Genomic DNA, 23,248 nt, shown 5'->3' on the forward strand with positions numbered 1-23,248 from the left:
TTTGTTTCACTTAATGTATATAATGAGACAGATACTGAGTATTACATTGATACGGACACATTAAGGGCTGGTGATACACTGATAAAGCCTGATTCTAATGAAAGATATACTGTTAGTAAGACAGATACTCTTATTGGGGTTTATAATATAAACAAAGGTTATGCAGATTTCAGACAGGTTAAGATCCTTTATCAGAATGATGAGTACGCCATAGTTCGTTCCAATACTATGTATGGACTTAATGTATATGACTATATAGTTCTTGATTCATCAACAGTTGATGAGAAGTCAGGAAAGGCAGATGAAGCAAGCGAGTCATCTGATGAAGTAAGTGAGGAACCTGCGCAAGAGTCCACAGAAGGCATATCTGAAGATTCGTCAGCATCAGCTTCTTCTCAGGGGTAAAATTTTAAAAATTGTTAAAAAAACCATATAAATTTGACATAATACGTAAAACTACGATAATATTATATGAGTGTTGGGAAAAATAATTGTGAGGAGCATTAGATAAAATGAGTGTAATGGATAAATTCTTAAAAGCAATTCAGCTTAATGGGGATGAAGATGGTTATTATGACGAGGATGACACTTATTATGATGGTGGGTCCAAGATCGAGTCAATAAATAATCAGGCTCCAATTGGTAAGGATGATCCCACTATTGATGTTTCCGAGGAAAAGGCAAAAAAACCTGCACCAAAGGTTGTTCCATCCAGGTCAAAGAAAGCTTTATCAGCTGCCGGTATGGAAGTTTGCGTGATCAAACCTACATCTGTTGAGGATGCAAGGGAGATAACAGAAACACTTTTAGCAAATCGCACAGTTGTGCTTAATTTAGAAGGTCTTGATGTAGATATTGCACAGAGGATCATAGATTTTACATCAGGTTCAACATTTGCAATTTCAGGTAATCTTCAGAAGATATCAAGATACATCTTCATTATTACACCGGCATCAGTTGATATTTCAGGCGATTTCCAGAATATTTTGAGTGGCTTCGGTAGTGGAATACCAGAGGGACCTCATCAAATCGATTAATATAACAAGCTGCTGCATTCGCAGCAGCTTAATTTTTGTTTAGAAGAATAGAGGATACTAGGTATGGAAAGTTTAGTTGTTAACTATGGTGGGAAGCCATGTTATGAGATCATGTTTGAAAAGAATTTTGAAGGGCTAAGTGATAAGGTTAGGGAGCTTGGCTTTGAGGGCAGGAAAATAGCTATAATTACTGATAGTAATGTTGAGAAGTTATATGCAAAGGATGTTCAAAAGGAACTTAATAAGGTATCAAAGACAGTTATAACTTATGCAATCCCTGCCGGTGAAGATAATAAGAATCTCAAAGAAATTGAGAAAATCTATAAGGTTTTGATTGAAAATCATTTTGACAGACATGACCTTGTTGTTGCACTTGGGGGCGGTGTTGTTGGTGATATGGCAGGTTTTGCTTCTGCAACATATCTTAGGGGAATTGATTTTATTCAGATTCCTACAACTCTTTTAGCTCAGACAGACAGCAGCATTGGTGGTAAGACTGGTGTTGATTTTGACGAGTATAAAAATATGGTAGGCGCATTCCATATGCCTCGTCTTGTGTATATGAATATTTCTACTCTTAATTCCTTAAGTGACAGGCAGTATGCTTCAGGATTTGCAGAAGTTATGAAGCATGGTCTTATTAAAGATGCTTCTTTCTATTCATGGCTTATTGAGAACATGTACGAGATTGAAGACAAGGATACAGATGTAGTTCTTGAGATGGTAAAAAGAAGCTGCGAGATCAAGAAAGCAGTCGTTGAAAAGGATCCCACAGAAAAGGGAGACAGAGCTCTGCTTAATTTTGGTCATACTCTTGGACATGCTATTGAAAAGGCAAAAGGATTTACATTAACTCACGGTGAGTGCGTAGCTCTTGGCTGTGTTGCAGCAGCTTTTATCTCCTGGAAAAAAGAGCTGATCGCTATGGAAGAATACTACGAGATCAGGGATATGTTTGTTCCCTTTAATCTCCCTATATCAGTAGAAGACCTTGAGCCTTCAGAGGTGATAAAGCTCACAAAGTCAGATAAAAAGGCTGATGGAGATAAGATTAAGTTTATTCTCCTTAAAAAGATTGGAAAAGCATTTATTGATACAACCGTTACCGAAGAAGAGATGAATGCTGCTTTAAATGAAATTATCTACGTTGAGAATGGAGACTGATCAGTTTTTATGAATACAAATATATCTAAAAAGAAAAAAATCTTTTTGCTGGTTGATTTTTTGATGATAATCCTTTTAGTTTTTTTAGACCAGTTTACTAAGTACCTTGCAGTTATCCATTTGGAAGACAAGCCTGCTATAAAGATAATTGACGGCGTATTAGAGCTTAATTTCTTAAAAAACAGTGGCGCTGCCTTTGGTCTTTTGCAGAATCAGAAGGTTTTCTTTATCCTGGTTGCTGTAATGATACTTTGCATTATAGCTTATGTTCTCTTTAGAATGCCTGATGACAAAAAGTACAATATCATGCATATTTTACTTGTTATGATCGCAAGTGGTGCAGCCGGGAACATGATAGACAGAGTTCGCAACGATTATGTTGTTGATTTCATCTATTTTGTTATCATCAATTTTCCGATATTTAACGTAGCAGATATATATGTTACTGTTTCAACATTTTTGTTTGTGATCCTTTTTCTTTTTTACTATAAAGAGAATGATTTCAATTTCCTTAGCTTTAACCAGCAAAAGAAATTTAGGGAAAAATAATGGATAGTGAAAACAAATTATTTGAATATGTTGTAAGTGATGAATATGAAGGACTAAGGATAGATAAGCTTTTATCTGAGCTTAGCCCTTCTTTTTCTCGCACTTATATAAAAAAACTTATTGATGACAAAAAGGTCTTTTGCAATGGAAAAAATGTAAAGGCAAGCTTTTGTATCTCTGAAAATGATTATATCAAAATGGAGATTCCGCCCGCTGAGATTCCTGAGATATTGCCTCAGGATATTCCGCTGGACATAATCTATGAGGACGAAGATGTACTTGTTGTAAATAAGCCAAAAGATATGGTCGTCCATCCTGCTGCAGGTCATTATAAGGATACTCTGGTAAACGCTGTTATGTATCACTGTCATGATAATTTATCAGGTATTAACGGTGTTATGAGGCCGGGAATTGTTCACAGGATTGATAAAGATACTACGGGATCAGTTATTATCTGTAAAAATGATAATGCACATCAAAAAATAGCAAAGCAACTCAAAGAGCATTCTATAAATCGTGTATATCATGCAATTTGCTACGGCGTAATTAAAGAGAATGAGGGCACCATCGAAACCCTTATTGGCAGAAGCACTAATGACAGAAAGAAAATGGCTGTAGTTACAAGTGGCGGTAAAGAAGCGGTTACTCATTTTCGCGTTCTAAAGCGATTTGAGGAAGATAATATGACTTATATAGAGTGCAGACTTGAAACAGGCAGAACCCATCAGATTCGTGTTCATATGGCTCATATTGGACATCCTCTTTTGGGAGATGAAGTGTATGCCGGAAACAGGAAGAGCAGATTTAAATTAAAGGGGCAGTGCTTACACGCCAAGACTCTTGGCTTTATACATCCCACAACAAAAGAGTATATAGAAACGGATGCGCCGCTACCTGAGTATTTTTCACATTTGCTCAATGTTCTTAAATAAGGTAAAATAAGAAAAAGGGGAAAGGGGTGATGTATATGAATACTATAATCACTATTGGAAGACAATTCGGATCAGGCGGAAGAGAAATAGGAGAGATGGTCGCCGATCATTTCGGGATTAAGTGTTATGACAAGGAGCTTCTTTCTAGAGCAGCAAAAGAGAGTGGCTTTTGCGAGGAGATGATTCAGAATCATGATGAGCGTCCTACAAATTCTTTTCTTTACAACCTTGTAATGGACACATATTCATTTGGATATAATTCTTCAAGTTTTGTTGACATGCCTATCAGCCACAAAGTTTTTTTGGCACAGTTTGATACTATCAAAAAGATTGCTCAGGAAGGCCCTTGCGTTATTGTTGGAAGATGTGCAGATTATGCATTATCTGATTTTCCAAATGTTCTTAATCTCTTTATCACGGCTGATGAAGAGTGCAAGATAAAGCGCATAAAAGAGCGTTTTGAGGATATCACAACAGATGACAAGGCAAGAGAGATGATGAATAAAAAGGATAAACAGCGTCAGAGCTATTACAACTATTATTCATCCAAGAAATGGGGCAGAGCTGACAGCTATGACCTTTGCATCAATTCAAGCATTCTCGGTATAGATGGTACCGTGAAATTTATTACTCAGTATATTGAAGACTATGAGCTTTCCAAGAAACTTTGATTCACCTATAGAGGGCCTGGCTTAATTGTCAGGCCTTTCATGGAGGATGAGCTATGTGGAAGCGTGCGCAGGAAAGATTTAGAACGCGAAGCCTGATTGCTACACTCATTCTTATGCTGATCGTGTTCTTATATTCTACTGTTTACGTTCTCTATGTAAAAAACTATACTAGAGACCAAAGTTATTTAGAACTCAAAAAATCCACCGATGAAGCCATAAGCTCCATCGAGGGTGAGTTTCGTGCGGACCGTAATATGTTACGGCTTATTTCTAAAATTATCTCCGAGTCCGGAGAATCTTTACATTCCCTAGGTGTTACCAGATATTTGAATATTTATTATGTAAATTCCAATATTTCAGAGGCTGCTATTCTTACGCCCAGAAATGAAGTCATTAGAATTTCAGGAAAAGATATTGATGCAACCGGGATTTTGGATTTTAATTCTGTGCTTGAGAAGGGAGAACATATTTCAACCCTTCAAAGAGATCTTGAAATTCCCTCAGTTTTGGATATTAGAAGCTTTGTTCCTATAAGGAAGGATGACAGAACAATAGCTTTTATATATGGCACCACAACACCTGCAGGTATTATTGATGCATGGTCTCCTGAAGTATATAACGGCCATGGCATTATTTCTATCATTGAAAGAGATACCGGAAAGTACCTTATAGATGGCAAAAACCGAATAAATACCTATTTTGATGAGTCAACTCTAAAGCTCCTTGCCATAAGTACAGGGAAAACTCTGGATGAAAACATAAAAAGCGGAAAAAGCGGCTATGCTATTGTTCGTGACCATTCAACAAATGAAATAATGTATTATTGCTATCTGCCAATGACAATAGCCAATTGGGAGATGGTTCTTAGCGTTCCGGAAAAATATGTCTACGAAGCAGTAAGACCAATGCATATTGGCATATATCTGCTTATTGCCGCAGAGGCTATTTCTCTTATTATTTATTTCTTTTACATTATCCATATTACAACCGGTTCCCTTAAAGGCATGGAAAGAAGAGCTAATATGGATGCTCTAACGGGCCTTCAAAACAGAAACAGGTACGAATATTTTTGCCAGCATCTACAGCAGGGGACAGATGGTATGGCATGTATTTACTTTGATGTAAATGGCCTTCATGAGCTCAATAATACCCAGGGCCATGTGGCCGGTGATAATATGCTAAAAACCATAGCATCAATTATAAGCGCCGAATTTGGCGAAAATAACACCTATAGGATTGGCGGTGATGAATTTGTAGCATTCAGGTATGAAAGGGATGAACAGGCCGTAAGAAAGGACCTTAGAAGGGTTCTTGATGATATTGAAAAAGAAAATTACCATGTTGCAAGTGGTCTTGCCATGGCAACACCTGATAAGAAGCTTTTAACAGTAATCAAGCTTGCTGAGGAGGAGATGTATCGCGATAAAGAGCTCTATTACAAATCAATTGGAAAGGAGATGCGAGGATGAGCCGTTTTTCTCAAAAGTGCATACTTCTATTCCTGTGTTTTGTGATGACTTTTTTGACCGGTTGCTATGGTAAGCTTCCTGATCTTGAAAATCATACGCTTGAAGATGCTTACGACAATGATGCAGTTGTTTTTAAGACTTTATATTCTTCGGAGGTTATTAATCTAAACTACCTGGTGACAAGTTCTGCTGTTGATACAGCAGTTTGTGCCAATGTTATAGATGCTCTTGTTGACTATGACACAAAGGGCAATATTATCCCCGGACTTGCTGAGAGCTGGGAGTCAAATGAGGATTTTACTGAGTGGACTTTTCATTTAAGGGACGGAATAAAATGGGTCGACTACAACGGCAATTATTATGCAGATGTAGTAGCTGATGACTTTGTATGTGCTGCAGAATATGTTAATAATGCTGCCAATGATACAGATTGTCAGTACATGTATTCGACAGGTGCTGTGGTCTTAAATGCCCAGAAATACTATGAATTTACATCGTATGTCTTAAACCCCGATGATTTTGAGGAAATACCGGAAAAGACAATCCCTTCTGATATTGGAGTTGTGGCAGAAGATGATAAGACTTTGAAATACATCCTGGAAAAACCATGTCCCTTTTTTACCAGCGTTTTATCTTATACAACGTATCTCCCAATCTGCAGAGAGTACCTTAATGAGATTGGAAGTGTTTTTGCTACAGACAATGAGTTTCTGTTATATAACGGAGCTTATATACTGCATTATTTTAAACCACTTGAAAAGCAGATATTTGTAAAAAATCCCACCTATTGGGATAAGAAAAACGTCTATCTTGACAGGATTGAAAATTATTATGATGCTGATGCTCTGTTAATTGGGCCAGAGCAATATATGAATGGCTCTGTTGATAAGGCAATCATAAGTCCTGATCATCTTGATGAGTATATGAGTAACCCTGAATATGCAGAGAATATTCACAGGTCAAGACCGGATAGCTCTTTTTCATATTTTTATTCCTTTAATTATGAACCATTATTTGATAAAAGATATGAACCTGATAACTGGAAAAAAGCTGTAGAAAACTTGAGCTTTAGAAAAGCTGTCATGTCTTCCATAGACAGGGTAAGTATTTTAAAGCTCTATGAACCATACGATCCGGAAATTCTTATAAATAACACGATCACTCCTAAAGGCTCTAATTCTTTTAACGGGAAAGATTATACATCTTATGGGAAACTTGCGTATCACGCCGGAAATGACTCTTTTGACCCTAAAAAAGCAAGAATCTACAGAGATCTTGCGAGGCTTGAACTTACGCCAAAGGGGGTGACTTTTCCAATAAAAATGCTTATGCCATATAATCCTTCAACAGAAGGGTGGAAGCAGGAAGCATATATGATGGAGGAACAGATAGAATCGACTTTAGGAAAGGATTTTATCGATGTTATAGTAACCGCCGGGAGCGATATGGGGTTTTTACTCTCAGTTCGCATGGCAGGTAAATATGCTTTTATGAAATGCCGATGGGGCGCGGATTATGAGGATCCTCAAACCTGGACAGAGCCCTTTGAAGATGATGGAGACTACACATTCTGGCAGCTTTCTGATAATTCAGAGATAAAAAAGATACATAAGAAATGGCGGGAGCAGATTGATCTTGCTTCTTCGATTACTGACGATAATGACAGGAGATTTACTGAGTTTGCAGAGGCTGAAAATATTATCATCAGTAATGCTATTGTGGTTCCGTTTTCTATTATGAATGGTGATGGATATATCATGTCAAAGCTAAATGAGTTTGAAGGCGAGTATTCTTCCTATGGAATGGCAAGACAGCGCTATAAATACTATAAGAAGCACGAAAAATCTATGAATCTGGAAGAATATGAAAAAGCTTATGCTGAATGGATTGAATGAGACTTTCATGTTTTTTGATATTACTTGAAATAATATTGCAGAATATACAAAATTTAATACAAATTTAATTGGTTAGCTATAAAGTAGATGATATCTTAAAGCCAAAGAACAACGAGTGTGTTTGTATTACACATTCTTTTGCATAGAAAGGAATCTATGCTCTGATTTTTCAAGGAGGAAAAATTATGGCAGCCAGTATTAGTAATAATGTCAGTCAAATGTACCGCAATGTTGCAAATGCCACTAAAACGGCGAAAGTAGCGGGAAAGTCAAATGCAAGATCTGCTGATAAATCCAAAGATGTTAGTAATAAAGCCTCAGTATTTGGAACAGGCCTTGGAAACAGCGCCACAGTTTCTTTTTCTCCCGAAGTTGAAATGTATGGCAAGGTTGTTGACCTGCTTCAAAAGAAATACGAAAACGCCGATGTATTTGTGGCCGGGCCTGATGATGATCTGTCGCAGATAGGCGGAGATCTTGAATATAGCATTATTCTTTCCGAAGATGAGATGAAGCTTCTTGCTTCTGATGATGAAAAAGATAAAGAGGCAAAAGATAAGCTTCTGGGAAAAATTGATGATGCAATGACCAAGATCAGTGATATGAGCAAAAAGATCAGCGAAAATACTGATGATAAAGATGAGATTTCCAATTTTGGAATCAGCATTGGAAAAGATGGAAAATTAAATTTCTTTGCAGATATAAATGGAAACTCTTATAGCAATAATTCTTTAGACGAGGTTATAAAATCACTTGTAGCTGATAAGAATAATCAGTGATAACTTTATAATTGTTTATTATGGGTCTGACTTTTGATGGTCAGACCTTTTTTTTGTGTATAATCACGAAAACAGATTTTCGTAAAAGAGGTAACCAAAAGATACTTTTTTTTTAATTTTAAATTGTTATGATGTTCTCGGAAACGGAAATAATGTTGCAGAAAAACAACAATTTATTTTTAAAAGAGAGGGAAATGTTATGGTAAGTAAAAAGCTTAGAAAGGTGATGCACAGGTCGTTGGCAGTTGCTACATCTGCAATACTAATTGCAACTGCGTCAATTGGAGCAGGATTCACAGTTTCTGCTGAGGGTGACTACGAGGATGCCACAGAGACAGTCGTTTCTAATCCAGATTCTTCAAAGCCAGATGAACAAAGTTCAAAGGAAGTGGGAAATATTACTTCTGATTCTGAGGGAATTTATGTAGCAAATGAGGGTAGTGTTACAGCCCATGGTGATGTTGAGGCTAAGGGTACTGGGATACAAAATGAGGGTGGTACAGTTAATGTAGATGGAAATGTTAATGCTACTGAAGGCAGTACCAGTACCAATTCTAGTGGTATTGAAGTAAATGGAGAGGGAACCGTTACAGTTGGTGAAAATGTGACAGGAGCTATTAATGGTATATATGTAACAGGTGGAGGTGTTGTAAATGTTGGTGGTAATGTCACAGGACTAACAGAAGATGGAGTAGGAATTTACGGTCATTATTCTGATGAAGATAGAGAAGTTAATGGAACTGTAACTGTGGGGGGTGATGTTACTGGGGATTATGGGTTATATATTAATAAAGGAAAAGTAGATGTTTCCGGCAATGTGACAGGAGATTATACTGGTGTTACTGCATATGATAAAAGTGATATAAAAGTTGGAGGAGATGTTACAGGTGGTGAATATGGAATAAGGTCAGATGAATCAACCATATCCGTAGAAGGTAGTGTTACAGGTGGTGGAAAAGGAATAAGGTCAAGTGACTCAACCATATCTGTAGGAGGTAGCGTTAAGGGTAGTATAGAGTCTGGTATAGAATCAAAGGGGTCCAATATTACTGTAGAAAAAGATGTAGAAGGAAATGCAATTGGAATAGGGGCGTCTACAACCAATAAATATGTGTATAATGAACCGGCTGTATTAGATGAAGATTTATATGAAACTGGTTATTTGAGGGAAGCCGGAGAATATGTGAAAATTGAAGAGAATCCTTCAAATGTTAATGTCGGCGGCAATGTAACCGGTGGAGTATTTGGTGTTCTATCAGATTATGGTAGCACAGTACATGTAAAAGGTGATGTTACAGCAAGCGGAAAAATCGAAATGGAAGAAACTGAAGATGAGGAATTTGATGATTCTGACAAGGATATTTATTCAAAAATACCTTCCGCTGCTATTGGTGTAATAATTGGTATGGATAATGATGATGGTCCAAGACTTAGAACACTTGAAATATCAGATGATGAAGACATTGATCCGGAGACAAGAGATAATTGGGAAGAAGATCAGGAACCAGAATCTGTAAAGGGGGTTGTAATAGTTGAGGAAACAGTAAAGTCAGAAGACAACGGTAACGGAGCATATGGTGTACTTTTGCTAAATAAAGGATATGAAACAGCTGCAGAAGTTATTGCGGCAACTCCGGACATAGTTGTATATGAATTTAACCTTGGCGATAATGGAGAAGTTGTGGGCTATCGGGACTATGGGTCATTATTTGGTATTCCTGAATATTATGAACTTAGATCCGCACCCATGCTTGCTGCAACCAATGAAGAAGATCCGGTAGATGAGGCTGATATTGATGAAGAGCCTGTAGATGATGATGATATTGATGAAGAGCCTTCAGATGACGCGGATGAACTTGCACAAGAAGTTATTGATACCGTAAAGGGATTGATAAATTACATAATAAAGCATGATGAAGAAGTTACTTTGGATTCTTTGAATGATGGCGAGGATGTAAGAGTATTTGGCGACGGCCTTGAAACTATGAGAATCGGAGAGGTTCTTAACATTAAATTCCAAGAAGGCTATGAGCTTGATAATGAGGATTATTTAAAAACAATAGCAAGCGTTGAAAAGATATCTGATGGTGTCTACAAGATCACATTAAACAGTGAACTTGGTGGAATAAATATCAAAGCACTTAAAAAAGCCATTGAAGAAGAAATAATAGATGATCCGGTTGTTGATCCAGATGAGCCTGACAACAAAGAGGATGATCCAATAGATCAGCCGCAGGAAAATAATGATCCTGTAGTAGTAATAATTGAAGAGTCAGATCCTGATCCTGCACCTGATTCTGAATCTGATCCTGATCCTGAGCCAGCTTCAGCTCCTGCACCTGCAGTAGTTTCTTTAGTAGCTACTACAGTAGCTGAGGCACCAGCTCCAACTCCTGTAGAACCAGCAGTTCTTGGTGAAAAGAGAGAAGCAGCAGTTCTTGGCGCAAGAAAAGCAAGTACAGATGATACGACCAATTCACCGATAAGAGCAATTATAATTATTATTGCTTCACTTGGTGCCTTGGTTGTATGTGGTGCAAAGTATTCTATAAAAGAAAGATAAGCTAAATGATGGACTCCCGAGTTGTGTTATGCAATTTGGGAGTTCTTTTTTTTATATTTTTTTAATAATTTTGTGTATATAAAATAACGTATTATTATAAGTGTAGAAACTATCTATATTTCTTTTAAACAGAGGGCAATCATGCAGGGATTATCTAACCATAAACGAAGGGAAGCTTTTATTATTTCAGCAATATATATTTTACTCGTAATTGTTGTAGGTTATCTCGTTCATTTAAGAGGAATCAATGATCTTGTAGATATATATCTGATCAATATAGGTATTGACGCTGTGGGTATGATGATCGGTTATGTATTATATATCTGCTGCCTTGTTGATGTTCAAAAAACAGGTGCAAATCTAAAGCACTTGCTTTCTCTTATAAACGTTGCATATCTGGGACTTTTCACAGATGCCTGCGCATGGCTTTTGGATGGTGTTCCAAGCTTGAGGGTTTTGAATATTATTGATAATACTTTCTATTATTTCTGTGCTCCAGTGGAGGCTTACTTTTTCTGGCTCTATACTATGACCTATCTTAAGGTCAACAAGGGTGTCGTTAAGAATCTGGGAATAATAGCAAAGATTGGCTTGTATATTGCTGTTGGCATGCGAATAATTAATCTTTTTACCGGAGTGTACTTTACTGTTGATGAAATGGGAATTTATCACAGAAGCGCGTACTATCCTATTTCAATGATATATGCTTTCTTTACAGCATTTTCAGCTCTTGCTGCAGTTGTTATTGAGAGAAAACAGCTTGAAAAATATCAGATATATACCTTCTTTGTATATGCATTTGCACCTCTATCTATGGGGATTTTTACAATAGGTGTGTATGGGCTTTCTCCGACAGCAGCGACAGTTATGCTGACAATTCTTCTTATGTACTGCATATTAAATGTTTCTCAGGGCCGCGCGAAAGCTGTTGCTGACAGAGATCTTGCGCTTGCATCATCAATTCAGGAAAATGTTCTTCCAAAGATTTTTCCTTTCAGACCTGACAGAGAGGAATTTGACCTTTATGCATCAATGAATCCTGCCAAAGAAGTTGGCGGAGATTTCTATGACTTTTTTATGGTAGACGATAACCATATAGCCCTTGTAATGGCTGATGTTTCAGGTAAAGGAATACCTGCAGCGCTGTTTATGATGGTTGCAAAGACACTGATAAAGAACAGAGTCCTTGCGGGGGACAGCCCCTCACAGGCTTTAATGAATGTGAATGAACAGCTTTGCGAGGGAAATACTGCTGAGCTTTTTGTAACAGTATGGCTTGCTATTTTTGACCTTACAACAGGAAAAGGAACAGCGGTTAATGCAGGTCACGAGCACCCTGCATTTAAGAAGAAAGATGGAGATTATGAGCTTGTGATATACAGGCATTCTCCGGCAGTTGCAACAATAGAAGGCATAAGATACAAAGAACATGAATTTGAACTAAAGCCAGGAGATACGCTTTTTGTTTATACCGACGGTGTTACAGAAGCTACAAATATAAACAATGAACTTTTTGGAGAGGAAAGGCTTGTTGAAGCCCTTAATTCAGATAAAGAAGCCACTCCACAGCAGGTTCTTTCAAATGTAAAGAGTCATATTGAAGACTTTGTTAAAGATGCAGATCAATTTGATGATATAACTATGCTTTGCCTTAAGTATAATGGGCCGGCAGGATCATGAATTTAATACTTTTTTTATCGTTTTATTATTAGCATGGATAGCTTTTTACCCGATAAATATCTAAGAAGTGTGTTGTTTTTTACATGGAGGTGTTTATGGGTAAAAAGCTAAAAAGTATCCTTGTAGTTTTATTATCTTCAGTGATGGTTGTGACATCGCCTTTACTTATCGGTGTCAATTCATTTACTTCTTATGCAGCAAGCATATCTGTTTATGATCAGTTACAAAAGCTGTATCCTATAGGGACAGTTCTTAAATCAGACTCTTTTGCCGGACTACTGATCTCATATGATGGAAAAGAAACATATGAGGTAAAAGACGGTTCCAATAAAGTAGCGCTGAATATAACTGTTTTAGACGAAAAACTTGCAAAGACAAGTTTGCCTTCACTTAAATTTTTCTTTGGCCTTAACAAGCTTGAATTAAAAAAAGGTAAAACCTTAAGTTTTTCTGCTATTTTTACGGGTATTTCAAAAGAAGGATATAAATCTTTATTACAAAAAACCGGAAATAAAACTCTTATAGATGCGCTTGAAAATGGAACTGAGATTCCTATGAGCGTATTAACTGCAATTGCAGATACAAGGGAGTTTGAGGCTTTTGACACTGCCATAGCAGAAGCTGTTAAAGAACAGGCTGAGCTTGAAAGAGAAAACACACAGGATCCAGGAGAAGATACTAGTGATTCTGAAGATCAAGATATTATTGATCTTTATACCAGAACTATTATGATCTTTTTAAATGGTACAGACCTTGAGTCAAATTCTTGTTTCGGTACCAAAAATATGCTGGATCTTTTAAGAGCTAATATACCTGATAATACAAAGATATACATCACTACAGGCGGCACAAATAAATGGCACATGAATGATGGAGATTACTACGCAGATTACGCCTGTAATTTACTTTATCCAGGCAAGCAGATAGCTGAACTGGATGAAAATGAGAAAAAAGAAGTTAATAAATATGCTGATGAGCTTTATAATCTGTATGCTACGGATATTTCTCGGGATGTGCAGATATATGAAGTGCTTAAAGACGATAATAATACAAATTATCTTTCTTTACGTGAGACATATACAGATCTTTACTTCCTGGACAACACGTATCTTACCGATTTTATTGATTACGTTACTTCTTCAACCAGTTCTGAGTATTATGATCTTATTTTATGGGATCATGGCAATGGAATAAAAGGATATGGTTTTGATGAAATCTATGATAATGATGTAAAAGAAGGAAAGACCGATAAAAGGAATGATGTAGGTTTTACATTAGACAAGCTGATGGCTTCAATTGAAAATTCAGATTTTATACAAGACGGCAAGAAATTTGATTTCATAGGCTTTGATGCCTGCCAGATGGCTACAATTGAAGTTGCAGACGCTCTACATGGATATTCTGACTATCTTATTTTCTCTGAAGAAAACGAACCGGGTGCAGGCTGGGATTACTATGAATTTATGACTGCTTACAGTGAAAATCCCGATATGGAAACAACTGAACTTGCAACTAATATTATAGATTCATATATGGATCAGTATAAGGACAATTCAGGTAATATAACACTTGCACTATTTGATTGTTCAAAGATGGATGATTTAGATGAAGCTTTGAGCGACTTTGCACTTGCTTTACTTGGTGATATTAAAGATATTACAGGCTATGAAATGGTAATAACAACAATTGGAAAAGAAGGTGATTATGGAGTTAAAAATGGTTACGACAATAATTGCCTCTTAGATATTGTTAAGCTTTGTAATAAGCTAAGTAATGAACAAGGAATAAGCCCTGCATTACAAAATGCAAGCATAAATCTTAAAAATTCAATTAATAATAATGCAATCATATATGCATGTGGAAAAGATAAAGAATATGTAAACTGTGGTCTTAGTATCAATTTTCCAATACAGCCTTTTACAAGGGTATATGCAGGCAAAAATGAAAAGGGCGATCTGAACTACATAAATGCCAAAGCATCAGATGTGGAAGAAATATACGGTAATATAAATGCCAATGATGTCTATATGAAGGCTTATGCACAATTGGCGTTAACAACTGTTTCAGCATTTGTAGTTGGTGACCTTTGGAAAGATACTACGAATTATAATGTAGATGATATAATCAAGATCCTTGAAGATAAAAGCGAAGATTATAAAACAAGTGTCCTTATTGAAAAAGCTGGTATAGATTTTGAAGAGGCAAAAGATTTAAAAAAAATCATCAGCTACTTTGTTGAAAATCGCGTGAAAAAAAATAATATTACGATAACCAAAGATGACGAAAAGCAAACTGCTACTATAAAAATTGTCAATGTTGATCCAGTTGTTATTGATGATACTGTAAACGTACAGGTTGCATTAAAAATTGATGACACATATCAGGATATAGGGCAAACATCTCTTTTCACATCTGCATCAGAAAAATCTACAGATAATAGAAGTGTAAGTATTACAGTTAAACCATTTGATCAGAAATGGTATACGTTAAACGACCAGATAACAAGTTTTTACATGACTTATTTTGACAGTGAAACAAATACTTATTACGGATATATTCCATTGACCATATGGAATAACGTAGGTGATGTAGCTACACCTGATGGCTATGAGAAAAGAGAGAATTATTTTAAAAAAGCTGCTAGTGATGGCAAGTTAAGAACTATCTTTTTGAATGTATCCTCTGAAAATGATAAGTTTACATTTGATTCATATCAGGATATAAGCAATGGAGAGGCTGGACCTTATAACGATGTCGAATCTCTTGAGGGGTGCTATCTTGAGCTTTTAAGTGGTGCTTCATATATTGTTGATGGCGCAACAGATGTCATGATCCATTCGATTGGCACTGTATTTTTTGACAAGGAAAATTCCTTAAAACTTCAGACTATTACTGATTTGATGCCTATATATACATTAAGTGACAGTTATGGTAATCAGTATGAGCTAAGCAAAGATGAATTTGGTTCAGATGTCCTGGAAACTTATGTAACTAAGGTTGATGGTTATGATACAACATTTGAAAAAAGTCAGGCATTAGCTGAAAAAGTACGTAAGCAGGCAGCAGAAGATGCTGAAGGCATGGCCCAAAATTCTGAAAATGATCAGAGTGCTGATGAAACAGATTCAGACAAGAGTTTAAGAGCTGCTGGAACCGATGAACCAACTGAACCTACAATCAGTGAGGCTAAATCAGAAACAACTGATGCCGTAGAAGTTACAGAAGATGCTGCAGCAGAAGAGGAAAGTGCTGAAGAAACTGCTGATGATCATATAGTTGAGGAAGGTGTAGTAGCAGATAACACCGAAGAATCAGAGATTTTAGAGGCAACAAAGGAAACAGAAGAATCAGAGAATTTGGAAGAAGCAAAAGAAGCTGATGATGTAGATAGTGCAGAAATTAAAGAAACATCAGATGACGCTAATAACGTTGAAGAAACATCTAATGTAGAAGCTTCAAATCCAGATGCTCAGAGTAATACTGAAGATTCTGACAAAAATGTATCTATAGATAATGAAGATGCAATAAAGCAGTCGGAAGACGCAATTGTAAATGAGGATACAGCTGAAGCTAACGACGCAGAGCCTGATGCAGGTGATGCTCAGCAGGATGATAACAATGATGAGTCTGGTGAAGACAGTACAAGTGAAGAGTCTAATGAAAACCAGGAATAAGTATCAGACCTTTGTGGGATATTAGAAACCATGTTTGAGAAAAAATGAGGGCTGTCTTTTATGGGCAAAGTATTTGATGAAAAAAGCGTGACACTGAGAAATCAGATATATGAGATTCCCGAGGGAACAATTATACTTCGGGAAGGCGAAAGAAATCTTGACATGTATAAAATCTTAAGTGGTCATGTTGAAATGTACACAGGGTATGGTACTGAAAATGAAGTACTCCTGGGAATACTTTGTCCCGGCAGCTGCTTTGGTGAATTTGGAATTCTTACAAAAAAGCCTGCAATATATACGATCATTTCTTTTTCTAAGATTAAACTACTTAGAATAACTGAGGAACTGCTTAATGATTTCATGAGAGATAATCCGGGTAATGTTATTCAGATCATGACAAATATGGCAAATAACATGCTTATGATGCAGCAGGAGATTGCTGAGCTTTCAAATGTTGCAAATGAACTTAGTCAGACTGAAAGTGCCATAACAAGAAATAGCATAAAGAATATGCTAAAAAATTATGCTATTTTTGAAAATAACAGGCCCAAAAATCATTTTGAACCCGGCACAAAAATGTATTTTATGGATGAAGCCAGAAGGAATCAACCATAAAATCCAGTCATTCGAGCAAAAGATAATATACATATAAAAGGGATTCCCAATTATCGGGAATCCCTTTTATTTCATCTATCTTTTTTGGAGTTTTGAGCGACCTCTTTAAAAATTTGAAGTGCAACTTTAGTCCAATCAATGCCGCCGGCAATCATATCTAACTGTTCATCAGTTAGTTCTACTTTAGAGATATTAAGTTTCTTCATGGCATCATCCATATTACTGGAGCTGTTGATGATCTTTTCAGCTTCTTCTATTTTCATGATAATCCCTCCTATTTGCGTAATCCTATATCTATCATATATTTATTAATACGACTAAGCGATGATTTTGTTGTTAGATTTTTATAAATTAAAAATAAACTTTTTTTACGCAATGACTTAGAAAATGGTATCATTGGAACGTACAATTAATGTAATCGAGGTTGAAAAGAAAGATGCATATAGACAGGAAAAGAGTAAAAGAGCAGTTTGCAGCATATACAAGGAATTATGACCCAGCAAATCCAAAGATAGCGCTCAAAATAGCTCATACATACAGAGTAGCAGATAACTGCGAAGAAATAGCAAAAAGCCTTGAACTTGATGATGAGGATATTGAATTTGCATGGCTTTCAGGTATGTTACATGATGTAGGAAGATTTGAACAAATCAAAAGATATAATACTTTCATTGACTCTGAGTCTGTTGACCATGCTGAATTTGGAGCAGACCTTCTTTTTGAAGAGGAAAAACTTATCAAAGATTATATTGATTTCAGGTCATGGGATAAGAATCTTGAGATAGTGATCAGACAGCACAACAAGTATAGGATTGATAGCCTGATATCGGGGAAAACACTTGTTTTTTGCAATATTCTAAGGGATGCTGACAAGGTTGATATTCTGAGAGTAAATGTAGAGACACCTATGGAAGAAATCTATAATGTGACAAGAGAAGTGCTTTTTTCATCGGGAGTCTCACAAAAAGTCATGGATCAGGTCAGAGAACATCATGCTATATTTCGTGATATCATGGTTTCACCTGCGGAACACCTCATTGGTCACATAGCACTTTCTTTTGAACTTGTATATCCAAAGAGCTGGGAACTGGCCAAAGAACAGGGATATCTGTATCAAATGTTTGACTTCCCGACTAATAATGACAGTACTAAAAAGGCTCTTGAGGAAACCAAAGCAGAGCTTGAAAGCTTTTATAAAAGATTGTAAGAGATGGGGAATAGATTCATCAAAGGTGAAAAAGAGATAGCTGTAAAATGAATACAGATGTAGTATCATAGAAGATGCCTTATGACGAGCTGAAAATGACTTGCCATAAGGCTTTTTTAATGCCCGAAAATTAGGCTGTTGAAAAGACGCATAAATAATAGCCATTTTATTAATTGGTTCGTATAAATTATTAACCAAAGTAAATTCCGTGTCGATATAGACCTTAGGAGGTACAGTTATGGCTGATAAAAATATTAACAGTATTTCAGATGAGGAACTTGAAGAGGTAGCTGGTGGTAAAGGATTTGGTAAATCTTCAACGGCATATACAAGAGAGATGAAGCGTCAGAAGAAAGTTGAACAACTGGCAAAAGAAGCAGTAGGACGAATGGATCCAAACGATCCTTCATCCTGGTTCCAGACAGTAGCAGATGTGTTCGATGAAAAATACGAAAAAAAATAAGAATAATTCTTTTCATTTCTATAGTTAATGAAAATGATATTTAGTCGAAGGAGGATTCATTATGTCAGAAAATAATAAGAGAAAATTTATGGATGAAGAACTCGAAAATGTAGCAGGCGGTGGTCGATTAGGCCATTCAAATTTAGCTGCAAGAGAGATGAAGCGCCAAGAGCAAGTTGAACAACTGGCAAAAAAAGCAGTAGGACGAATGAATCCAAACGATCCCACATCTTGGTTTCAAACAGTCACTGAAGTATTCGATGAAAACGCCGGAAAACAATAAGAATTTGTATTATATTTTTATTATAGATAAGAAATGCGCTTGTTTTGTCAGGCGCATTTTTTATTTTGCATTAATTCATGAATTCCAACCCACTAATGCAGCTCCTAAAAGAAAGTCTCACAAAACTTGGATCATAGAGAAGAGGGAAAATGTTTGTTTGGGGCGGGGGATGATCATATATCATGCTTCGCCTTTGTCTATAAATAGAGCAAGGAAGCATCTGGTTTTTAACTGGTTTTAACATTTGGTGAAATTTTGGGGAAATATAAAAAAATTGTTAAAAGCTCCCAAGTTTCTGCGAAACAATAGCACTAAACTAATGCGCAATGGTATAATTATTTTTGGTTACTATAGTCTTCAATTATGGAGAATTGCGCATGCAAAAAAGGATTATAAGTTATAACAGATTATGGAAGCTGCTCATTGATAAGAAGATGACCAAAGCTGATCTTCGAAAAGCTGTAGAGATGTCTCCTAATACCATGACCAAGATGACAAAAGATGAAGAGGTATCCATGGGGATTATATTAAAGATTGCTAATTATCTGGATTGTGACATTAGTGACATGATGGAATTAGTAAAGAAAGAGGTATGAATACAATAATGATTACAGGCGATTTAAAGAACAAGATTGACAAAATATGGGAGACATTTTGGACAGGAGGAATAACCAATCCTCTTGATGTCATCGAACAGTTTACTTATTTGCTTTTCATCAAACAGCTTGATGACGTTGAAACCACCAAAGAAAACGAAGCGAATTTCCTTGGGGTGGCTTATGAACCGATGTTTCCAGGTGATTGCCAGAAATATAGGTGGAGTAAGTTTAAGAACCTTGGGTCTGCAGAAGAGATGTATGATCTTGTGCTGAATGGGGTATTTCCGTTTATAAAGAATCTTCACCAGGACGGTGATTCTGCTTACTCCAAGTATATGGGTGATGCAATTTTTAAAATTCCTACAGCTGCAATGCTCACTAAGATTGTTGATGGAATTGATCAGCTTGAACTTGGAAATGAAGATACAAAGGGAGATTTGTACGAGTATCTGCTTTCAAAAGTTGCAACAGCTGGTACAAATGGTCAGTTTAGAACACCAAGACATATTATTGAAATGATGGTTGAGATTACAAAACCTCAGCCGGATGATTTTATTATCGATCCGGCCATGGGTTCTGCAGGTTTCCTTATCGCAGCACAGAACTATCTTCGTAAAAACCATCAAGATATGTTTTTGGATGAGAAAAAGAGGAATCACTTCAATAACGACATGTTCTATGGGAATGATATGGACAGAACTATGCTCCGTATTGGTGCCATGAATATGCTGCTGCATGGAGTTGAAAATCCGAATATCTCATATAGAGATAGCCTGTCAGAGCAGAACACGGATGTCGAAAAGTATTCATTGGTACTTGCCAATCCACCTTTTAAAGGAAGTTTGGACTATGAGGCCGTGTCTGCAGATCTTTTGAAAGTCACTAAGACCAAGAAGACTGAGCTGTTGTTCCTTGCATTATTCCTTAGAATTCTCAAAAAAGGTGGTCGAGGAGCAGTTATTGTTCCTGATGGAGTTCTCTTTGGATCCAGTAATGCACATAAGCAGATAAGAAAAGAGATTATAGACAACAACAAACTTGATGCTGTTATTTCAATGCCAAGCGGAGTATTTAAGCCATACGCCGGAGTTTCAACAGCAATACTGGTATTTACCAAGACTGGTAGTGGTGGAACAGATAAAGTATGGTTTTATGACATGAAGGCTGATGGTTACAGCTTGGATGATAAGAGACAGGAAGTTACAGAAAATGATATTCCTGACATTATCAGTAGATATAACAATCTGGATGCAGAGGTAGACAGGAAGAGAACAGATCAGAGCTTCTTTGTTCCAGTAGAAGATATTGTGGCGAATGATTACGATCTTTCCATAAACAAATATAAAGAAGTGGTTTATGAAAAGGTTGAATATGAGCCCACCGATGTAATCATGGAAAAGATTGAAGCAATTGAGTCTGAAATTCAGACTGAGTTTGCTGAGCTTAAGAAACTGTTGAACGTAAAATAAATTGAGATTTGTAGGGATGATAGATGAGAGTAAAACTTGAAGATGTTTGTGAGCGTGGCTCATCAAATTTAAAACAGTCAGATATTATAGATGCTACAGGAGATTATCCTATTTATGGAGCATCGGGATATATCGGAAATGTTGATTTTTACCATCAAGATAAGCCATATGTTGCTGTAGTTAAGGATGGTGCTGGAATAGGAAGAACAACATTGCATCCGGCTAAATCTTCAGTGATAGGCACGATGCAGTATTTGCTGCCTAAAGAAAATGTTTTGCCTGAATACCTTTGCTATGTTGTTAGGTATATGCATCTTGAAAAGTATTTTACTGGTGCAACTATACCGCATATATATTTTAAAGATTATAAAAATGAGCAATTTAATTTAGATTCATTAGAGAGACAAGCAGAGATTGTAGATATCCTTGGTAAATGTGAAAGAGTAATTGTATCAAGAGAAGATGAACTTCAAAAACTCGACGAACTCATCAAAGCCCGATTTGTCGAGCTCTTTGGTGATCCAATAAAAAATACAAAATCACTAATGGTAAAGCGACTTGAAGAACTTGGAACATGGAATAGTGGTGGTACGCCATCTCGTACGAAGCCAGAGTATTTTACTGGTGACATAAACTGGTATTCTGCAGGTGAATTGAATTCGTTATATTTACATGGATCAATTGAAAAAATAACAGCTTCTGCTATAGAGGAAAGTGCAGCAAAGCTCTTTAGAGCTGGAAGCATGCTTGTTGGAATGTACGATACTGCTGCATTTAAAATGGGAATTCTCAAAGAAGATTCTGCATCAAATCAGGCATGCGCATGTATAGAACCTAACGAATCAGTAAATATAGTTTGGTTATATTATGCTCTGTCATTGATGAAAGAAAACTATCTCTCACAAAGAAGAGGCGTGCGTCAGAAAAATTTAAATCTAGGAATGATAAGGGGCTTTGAACTGCCTGTAGCAGAAAAGAAAGATCAGGACGAATTTGTTAAGTTTGTCGAACAGATCGACAAATCAAAAGTTGCAGTGCAAAAGTCTTTGGATGAGACTCAAAAGCTGTTTGATAGTTTAATGCAAGAATACTTTGGATAAAAACTAATTATGGATGTAGGATGCTGGTACCAAGGAGGAAGTGTACCAGTATGGAAACAAAGGTTGTTGCGGTTCTGAATGAAATGGCAGAGTATCTTTCTGTTGCTCAAATGAAGAAACTTCAGGAAGTAATGTTGAAGGCATTTTCGGCAGAAGAGGCTGAGAAGAAGGATATCTCGAATGAGGATTATCTTAAAATGTTCTTGGATGCAAAGAAGATAGAGGGATGCTCGGATAGGACAATACAGTATTATCAGGCAACAGTAGAAAAAATGCTCATTTCAGTTACTACGCCTATTAGAAAGATAACAACAGAAAGAATGCGTGAGTACCTTTCTGAATATCAGCAAGTAAACAACTGCAGCAAAGTTACAGTGGATAATGTAAGACGCAATATATCAAGCTTCTATTCATGGCTTGAGGAAGAAAACTATATTCTGAAGAGCCCAATGAGAAGAATTCATAAGATTAAAACCAATCAGCAGGTCAAAGAAGTTATATCTGATGAAGATATAGAAAAGATTAGAGACAACTGTTCCTGTCAAAGAGATCTGGCGATGATAGATCTGCTGTATTCTACAGGTATTCGTGTAGGAGAACTGGTGAACCTTAATATTGCAGACATCGATTTTGATGCTAGAGAATGCATTGTTTTTGGTAAAGGTGGTAAAGAAAGAAAAGTTTATTTTGACGCAAAAGCAAAATTACATATACAAGACTATCTCAGCAGTAGGGATGATAATAATCCGGCATTATTCGTATCGTTGGATGCTCCGCATGACAGGCTAAAAATAAGCGGTGTAGAGATACGAGTTAGGCAATTGGGGAGAAGTTTAACGCTTCAAAGAATTTTTCCTCATAAGTTCAGAAGGTCAGCTGCAACAAGGGCTATTGACAAAGGGATGCCAATAGAGCAGGTTCAGAGGCTCCTTGGTCACTCGCAGATCAGTACGACTATGCACTATGCAATCGTTAATCAGAATAATGTAAAAACATCTCATCAGAAATACTTATCCTGAGTCAAATTGAGATTTGTCGAGTTGACGAGTCATATCAAAATTGAATATATATTTGACGATAAAGAGTGGTAATGGTAGTA

20 protein-coding genes and 1 pseudogene are annotated in these 23,248 nt (G+C 36.6%); 20 read left to right on the plus strand and 1 reads right to left on the minus strand.

Features of this window, described 5'->3' with window-relative positions; genetic code table 11:
• From E7303_RS10545 to E7303_RS10605, 13 genes and pseudogenes are all read left to right on the plus strand, one after another.
• Nucleotides 1-405: pseudogene (locus tag E7303_RS10545) on the plus strand (hypothetical protein); the annotation flags it as partial.
• A gap of 107 nt (nucleotides 406-512) precedes the next feature.
• Nucleotides 513-1,037 carry a cell division protein SepF gene (locus E7303_RS10550; RefSeq protein WP_022774462.1) on the plus strand — a complete coding sequence of 175 codons (525 nt, stop codon included), beginning with the start codon at nucleotides 513-515 and terminating at the stop codon, nucleotides 1,035-1,037.
• Nucleotides 1,038-1,100: 63 nt separating this feature from the next.
• Complete coding sequence (aroB, locus tag E7303_RS10555; RefSeq protein WP_292145240.1) at nucleotides 1,101-2,201, plus strand: 3-dehydroquinate synthase; 1,101 nt, start codon at nucleotides 1,101-1,103, stop codon at nucleotides 2,199-2,201.
• Nucleotides 2,202-2,210: 9 nt separating this feature from the next.
• The gene (gene lspA / locus E7303_RS10560; protein ID WP_292145241.1) at nucleotides 2,211-2,750 is read left to right on the plus strand and encodes a signal peptidase II; all 540 of its coding nucleotides are present in this window, start codon (nucleotides 2,211-2,213) and stop codon (nucleotides 2,748-2,750) included.
• Entirely contained in the window at nucleotides 2,750-3,682 is a 933-nt protein-coding gene (locus tag E7303_RS10565) for an RluA family pseudouridine synthase (RefSeq protein ID WP_292145243.1), read from the plus strand. Before lspA ends, E7303_RS10565 begins: the two co-directional genes overlap by 1 nt.
• Nucleotides 3,683-3,717: 35 nt before the next feature.
• Nucleotides 3,718-4,353, plus strand: a complete 636-nt coding sequence (locus E7303_RS10570; protein WP_292145244.1) for an AAA family ATPase — start codon at nucleotides 3,718-3,720, stop codon at nucleotides 4,351-4,353.
• 53 nt (nucleotides 4,354-4,406) lie between these two features.
• Entirely contained in the window at nucleotides 4,407-5,822 is a 1,416-nt protein-coding gene (locus E7303_RS10575; RefSeq protein ID WP_292145245.1) for a GGDEF domain-containing protein, read from the plus strand.
• Nucleotides 5,819-7,717: an ABC transporter substrate-binding protein gene (locus E7303_RS10580; protein ID WP_292145247.1), complete on the plus strand. Its 1,899-nt coding sequence runs from the start codon at nucleotides 5,819-5,821 to the stop codon at nucleotides 7,715-7,717. The genes E7303_RS10575 and E7303_RS10580 overlap by 4 nt, the downstream gene beginning before the upstream one ends.
• A gap of 185 nt (nucleotides 7,718-7,902) precedes the next feature.
• On the plus strand, nucleotides 7,903-8,496 hold the full coding sequence (locus E7303_RS10585) for a DUF6033 family protein (RefSeq protein ID WP_292145248.1): 594 nt from the start codon (nucleotides 7,903-7,905) through the stop codon (nucleotides 8,494-8,496).
• A 199-nt stretch (nucleotides 8,497-8,695) separates the two neighbouring features.
• Nucleotides 8,696-11,059 carry a hypothetical protein gene (locus E7303_RS10590; protein ID WP_292145249.1) on the plus strand — a complete coding sequence of 788 codons (2,364 nt, stop codon included), beginning with the start codon at nucleotides 8,696-8,698 and terminating at the stop codon, nucleotides 11,057-11,059.
• A 141-nt stretch (nucleotides 11,060-11,200) separates the two neighbouring features.
• Entirely contained in the window at nucleotides 11,201-12,739 is a 1,539-nt protein-coding gene (locus E7303_RS10595) for a PP2C family protein-serine/threonine phosphatase (RefSeq protein ID WP_292145250.1), read from the plus strand.
• Between the two features lie 95 nt (nucleotides 12,740-12,834).
• Nucleotides 12,835-16,413 (plus strand): clostripain-related cysteine peptidase, encoded by a 3,579-nt coding sequence (locus E7303_RS10600; protein WP_292145252.1) that lies wholly within the window; start codon nucleotides 12,835-12,837, stop codon nucleotides 16,411-16,413.
• A 60-nt stretch (nucleotides 16,414-16,473) separates the two neighbouring features.
• The gene (locus tag E7303_RS10605) at nucleotides 16,474-17,028 is read left to right on the plus strand and encodes a Crp/Fnr family transcriptional regulator (protein ID WP_292145253.1); all 555 of its coding nucleotides are present in this window, start codon (nucleotides 16,474-16,476) and stop codon (nucleotides 17,026-17,028) included.
• 71 nt (nucleotides 17,029-17,099) lie between these two features.
• On the opposite strand, the gene E7303_RS10610 is transcribed toward E7303_RS10605, so the two are convergent.
• A complete protein-coding gene (locus E7303_RS10610) occupies nucleotides 17,100-17,291 on the minus strand; it encodes a hypothetical protein (RefSeq protein ID WP_292145254.1) in 192 nt (63 codons plus the stop codon).
• 161 nt (nucleotides 17,292-17,452) lie between these two features.
• Here E7303_RS10610 and E7303_RS10615 point away from each other — a divergent pair, with 161 nt between their 5' ends.
• The 7 genes from E7303_RS10615 to xerA all read left to right on the plus strand — a co-directional run bounded on the left by E7303_RS10615 (nucleotide 17,453) and on the right by xerA (nucleotide 23,168).
• Entirely contained in the window at nucleotides 17,453-18,235 is a 783-nt protein-coding gene (locus tag E7303_RS10615) for an HD domain-containing protein (protein WP_292145256.1), read from the plus strand.
• Between the two features lie 238 nt (nucleotides 18,236-18,473).
• On the plus strand, nucleotides 18,474-18,698 hold the full coding sequence (locus E7303_RS10620) for a hypothetical protein (RefSeq protein WP_292145257.1): 225 nt from the start codon (nucleotides 18,474-18,476) through the stop codon (nucleotides 18,696-18,698).
• Between the two features lie 61 nt (nucleotides 18,699-18,759).
• The gene (locus tag E7303_RS10625) at nucleotides 18,760-18,981 is read left to right on the plus strand and encodes a hypothetical protein (RefSeq protein ID WP_292145258.1); all 222 of its coding nucleotides are present in this window, start codon (nucleotides 18,760-18,762) and stop codon (nucleotides 18,979-18,981) included.
• Between the two features lie 377 nt (nucleotides 18,982-19,358).
• Nucleotides 19,359-19,577 carry a helix-turn-helix domain-containing protein gene (locus E7303_RS10630; protein WP_292145259.1) on the plus strand — a complete coding sequence of 73 codons (219 nt, stop codon included), beginning with the start codon at nucleotides 19,359-19,361 and terminating at the stop codon, nucleotides 19,575-19,577.
• An 8-nt stretch (nucleotides 19,578-19,585) separates the two neighbouring features.
• Entirely contained in the window at nucleotides 19,586-21,049 is a 1,464-nt protein-coding gene (locus tag E7303_RS10635) for a type I restriction-modification system subunit M (RefSeq protein ID WP_292145262.1), read from the plus strand.
• A 23-nt stretch (nucleotides 21,050-21,072) separates the two neighbouring features.
• Nucleotides 21,073-22,149: a restriction endonuclease subunit S gene (locus E7303_RS10640; RefSeq protein ID WP_292145260.1), complete on the plus strand. Its 1,077-nt coding sequence runs from the start codon at nucleotides 21,073-21,075 to the stop codon at nucleotides 22,147-22,149.
• Between the two features lie 50 nt (nucleotides 22,150-22,199).
• The gene (xerA, locus tag E7303_RS10645) at nucleotides 22,200-23,168 is read left to right on the plus strand and encodes a site-specific tyrosine recombinase/integron integrase (protein ID WP_292145261.1); all 969 of its coding nucleotides are present in this window, start codon (nucleotides 22,200-22,202) and stop codon (nucleotides 23,166-23,168) included.
• Nucleotides 23,169-23,248 lie beyond the last annotated feature (80 nt).

Origin of the sequence: Butyrivibrio sp. (assembly GCF_015056685.1) — a bacterium.
Lineage (GTDB): Bacteria > Bacillota > Clostridia > Lachnospirales > Lachnospiraceae > Butyrivibrio.

What these genes read in the sequence shown, in the direction of transcription:
- E7303_RS10550 (WP_022774462.1), top strand. Translation starts at nt 513, where the DNA reads ATGAGTGTAATGGATAAATTCTTAAAAGCAATTCAGCTTAATGGGGAT.
- aroB (WP_292145240.1), top strand. Translation starts at nt 1,101, where the DNA reads ATGGAAAGTTTAGTTGTTAACTATGGTGGGAAGCCATGTTATGAGATC.
- lspA (WP_292145241.1), top strand. Translation starts at nt 2,211, where the DNA reads ATGAATACAAATATATCTAAAAAGAAAAAAATCTTTTTGCTGGTTGAT.
- E7303_RS10565 (WP_292145243.1), top strand. Translation starts at nt 2,750, where the DNA reads ATGGATAGTGAAAACAAATTATTTGAATATGTTGTAAGTGATGAATAT.
- E7303_RS10570 (WP_292145244.1), top strand. Translation starts at nt 3,718, where the DNA reads ATGAATACTATAATCACTATTGGAAGACAATTCGGATCAGGCGGAAGA.
- E7303_RS10575 (WP_292145245.1), top strand. Translation starts at nt 4,407, where the DNA reads ATGTGGAAGCGTGCGCAGGAAAGATTTAGAACGCGAAGCCTGATTGCT.
- E7303_RS10580 (WP_292145247.1), top strand. Translation starts at nt 5,819, where the DNA reads ATGAGCCGTTTTTCTCAAAAGTGCATACTTCTATTCCTGTGTTTTGTG.
- E7303_RS10585 (WP_292145248.1), top strand. Translation starts at nt 7,903, where the DNA reads ATGGCAGCCAGTATTAGTAATAATGTCAGTCAAATGTACCGCAATGTT.
- E7303_RS10590 (WP_292145249.1), top strand. Translation starts at nt 8,696, where the DNA reads ATGGTAAGTAAAAAGCTTAGAAAGGTGATGCACAGGTCGTTGGCAGTT.
- E7303_RS10595 (WP_292145250.1), top strand. Translation starts at nt 11,201, where the DNA reads ATGCAGGGATTATCTAACCATAAACGAAGGGAAGCTTTTATTATTTCA.
- E7303_RS10600 (WP_292145252.1), top strand. Translation starts at nt 12,835, where the DNA reads ATGGGTAAAAAGCTAAAAAGTATCCTTGTAGTTTTATTATCTTCAGTG.
- E7303_RS10605 (WP_292145253.1), top strand. Translation starts at nt 16,474, where the DNA reads ATGGGCAAAGTATTTGATGAAAAAAGCGTGACACTGAGAAATCAGATA.
- E7303_RS10610 (WP_292145254.1), bottom strand. Translation starts at nt 17,291, where the DNA reads ATGAAAATAGAAGAAGCTGAAAAGATCATCAACAGCTCCAGTAATATG.
- E7303_RS10620 (WP_292145257.1), top strand. Translation starts at nt 18,474, where the DNA reads ATGGCTGATAAAAATATTAACAGTATTTCAGATGAGGAACTTGAAGAG.
- E7303_RS10625 (WP_292145258.1), top strand. Translation starts at nt 18,760, where the DNA reads ATGTCAGAAAATAATAAGAGAAAATTTATGGATGAAGAACTCGAAAAT.
- E7303_RS10630 (WP_292145259.1), top strand. Translation starts at nt 19,359, where the DNA reads ATGCAAAAAAGGATTATAAGTTATAACAGATTATGGAAGCTGCTCATT.
- E7303_RS10635 (WP_292145262.1), top strand. Translation starts at nt 19,586, where the DNA reads ATGATTACAGGCGATTTAAAGAACAAGATTGACAAAATATGGGAGACA.
- E7303_RS10640 (WP_292145260.1), top strand. Translation starts at nt 21,073, where the DNA reads ATGAGAGTAAAACTTGAAGATGTTTGTGAGCGTGGCTCATCAAATTTA.
- xerA (WP_292145261.1), top strand. Translation starts at nt 22,200, where the DNA reads ATGGAAACAAAGGTTGTTGCGGTTCTGAATGAAATGGCAGAGTATCTT.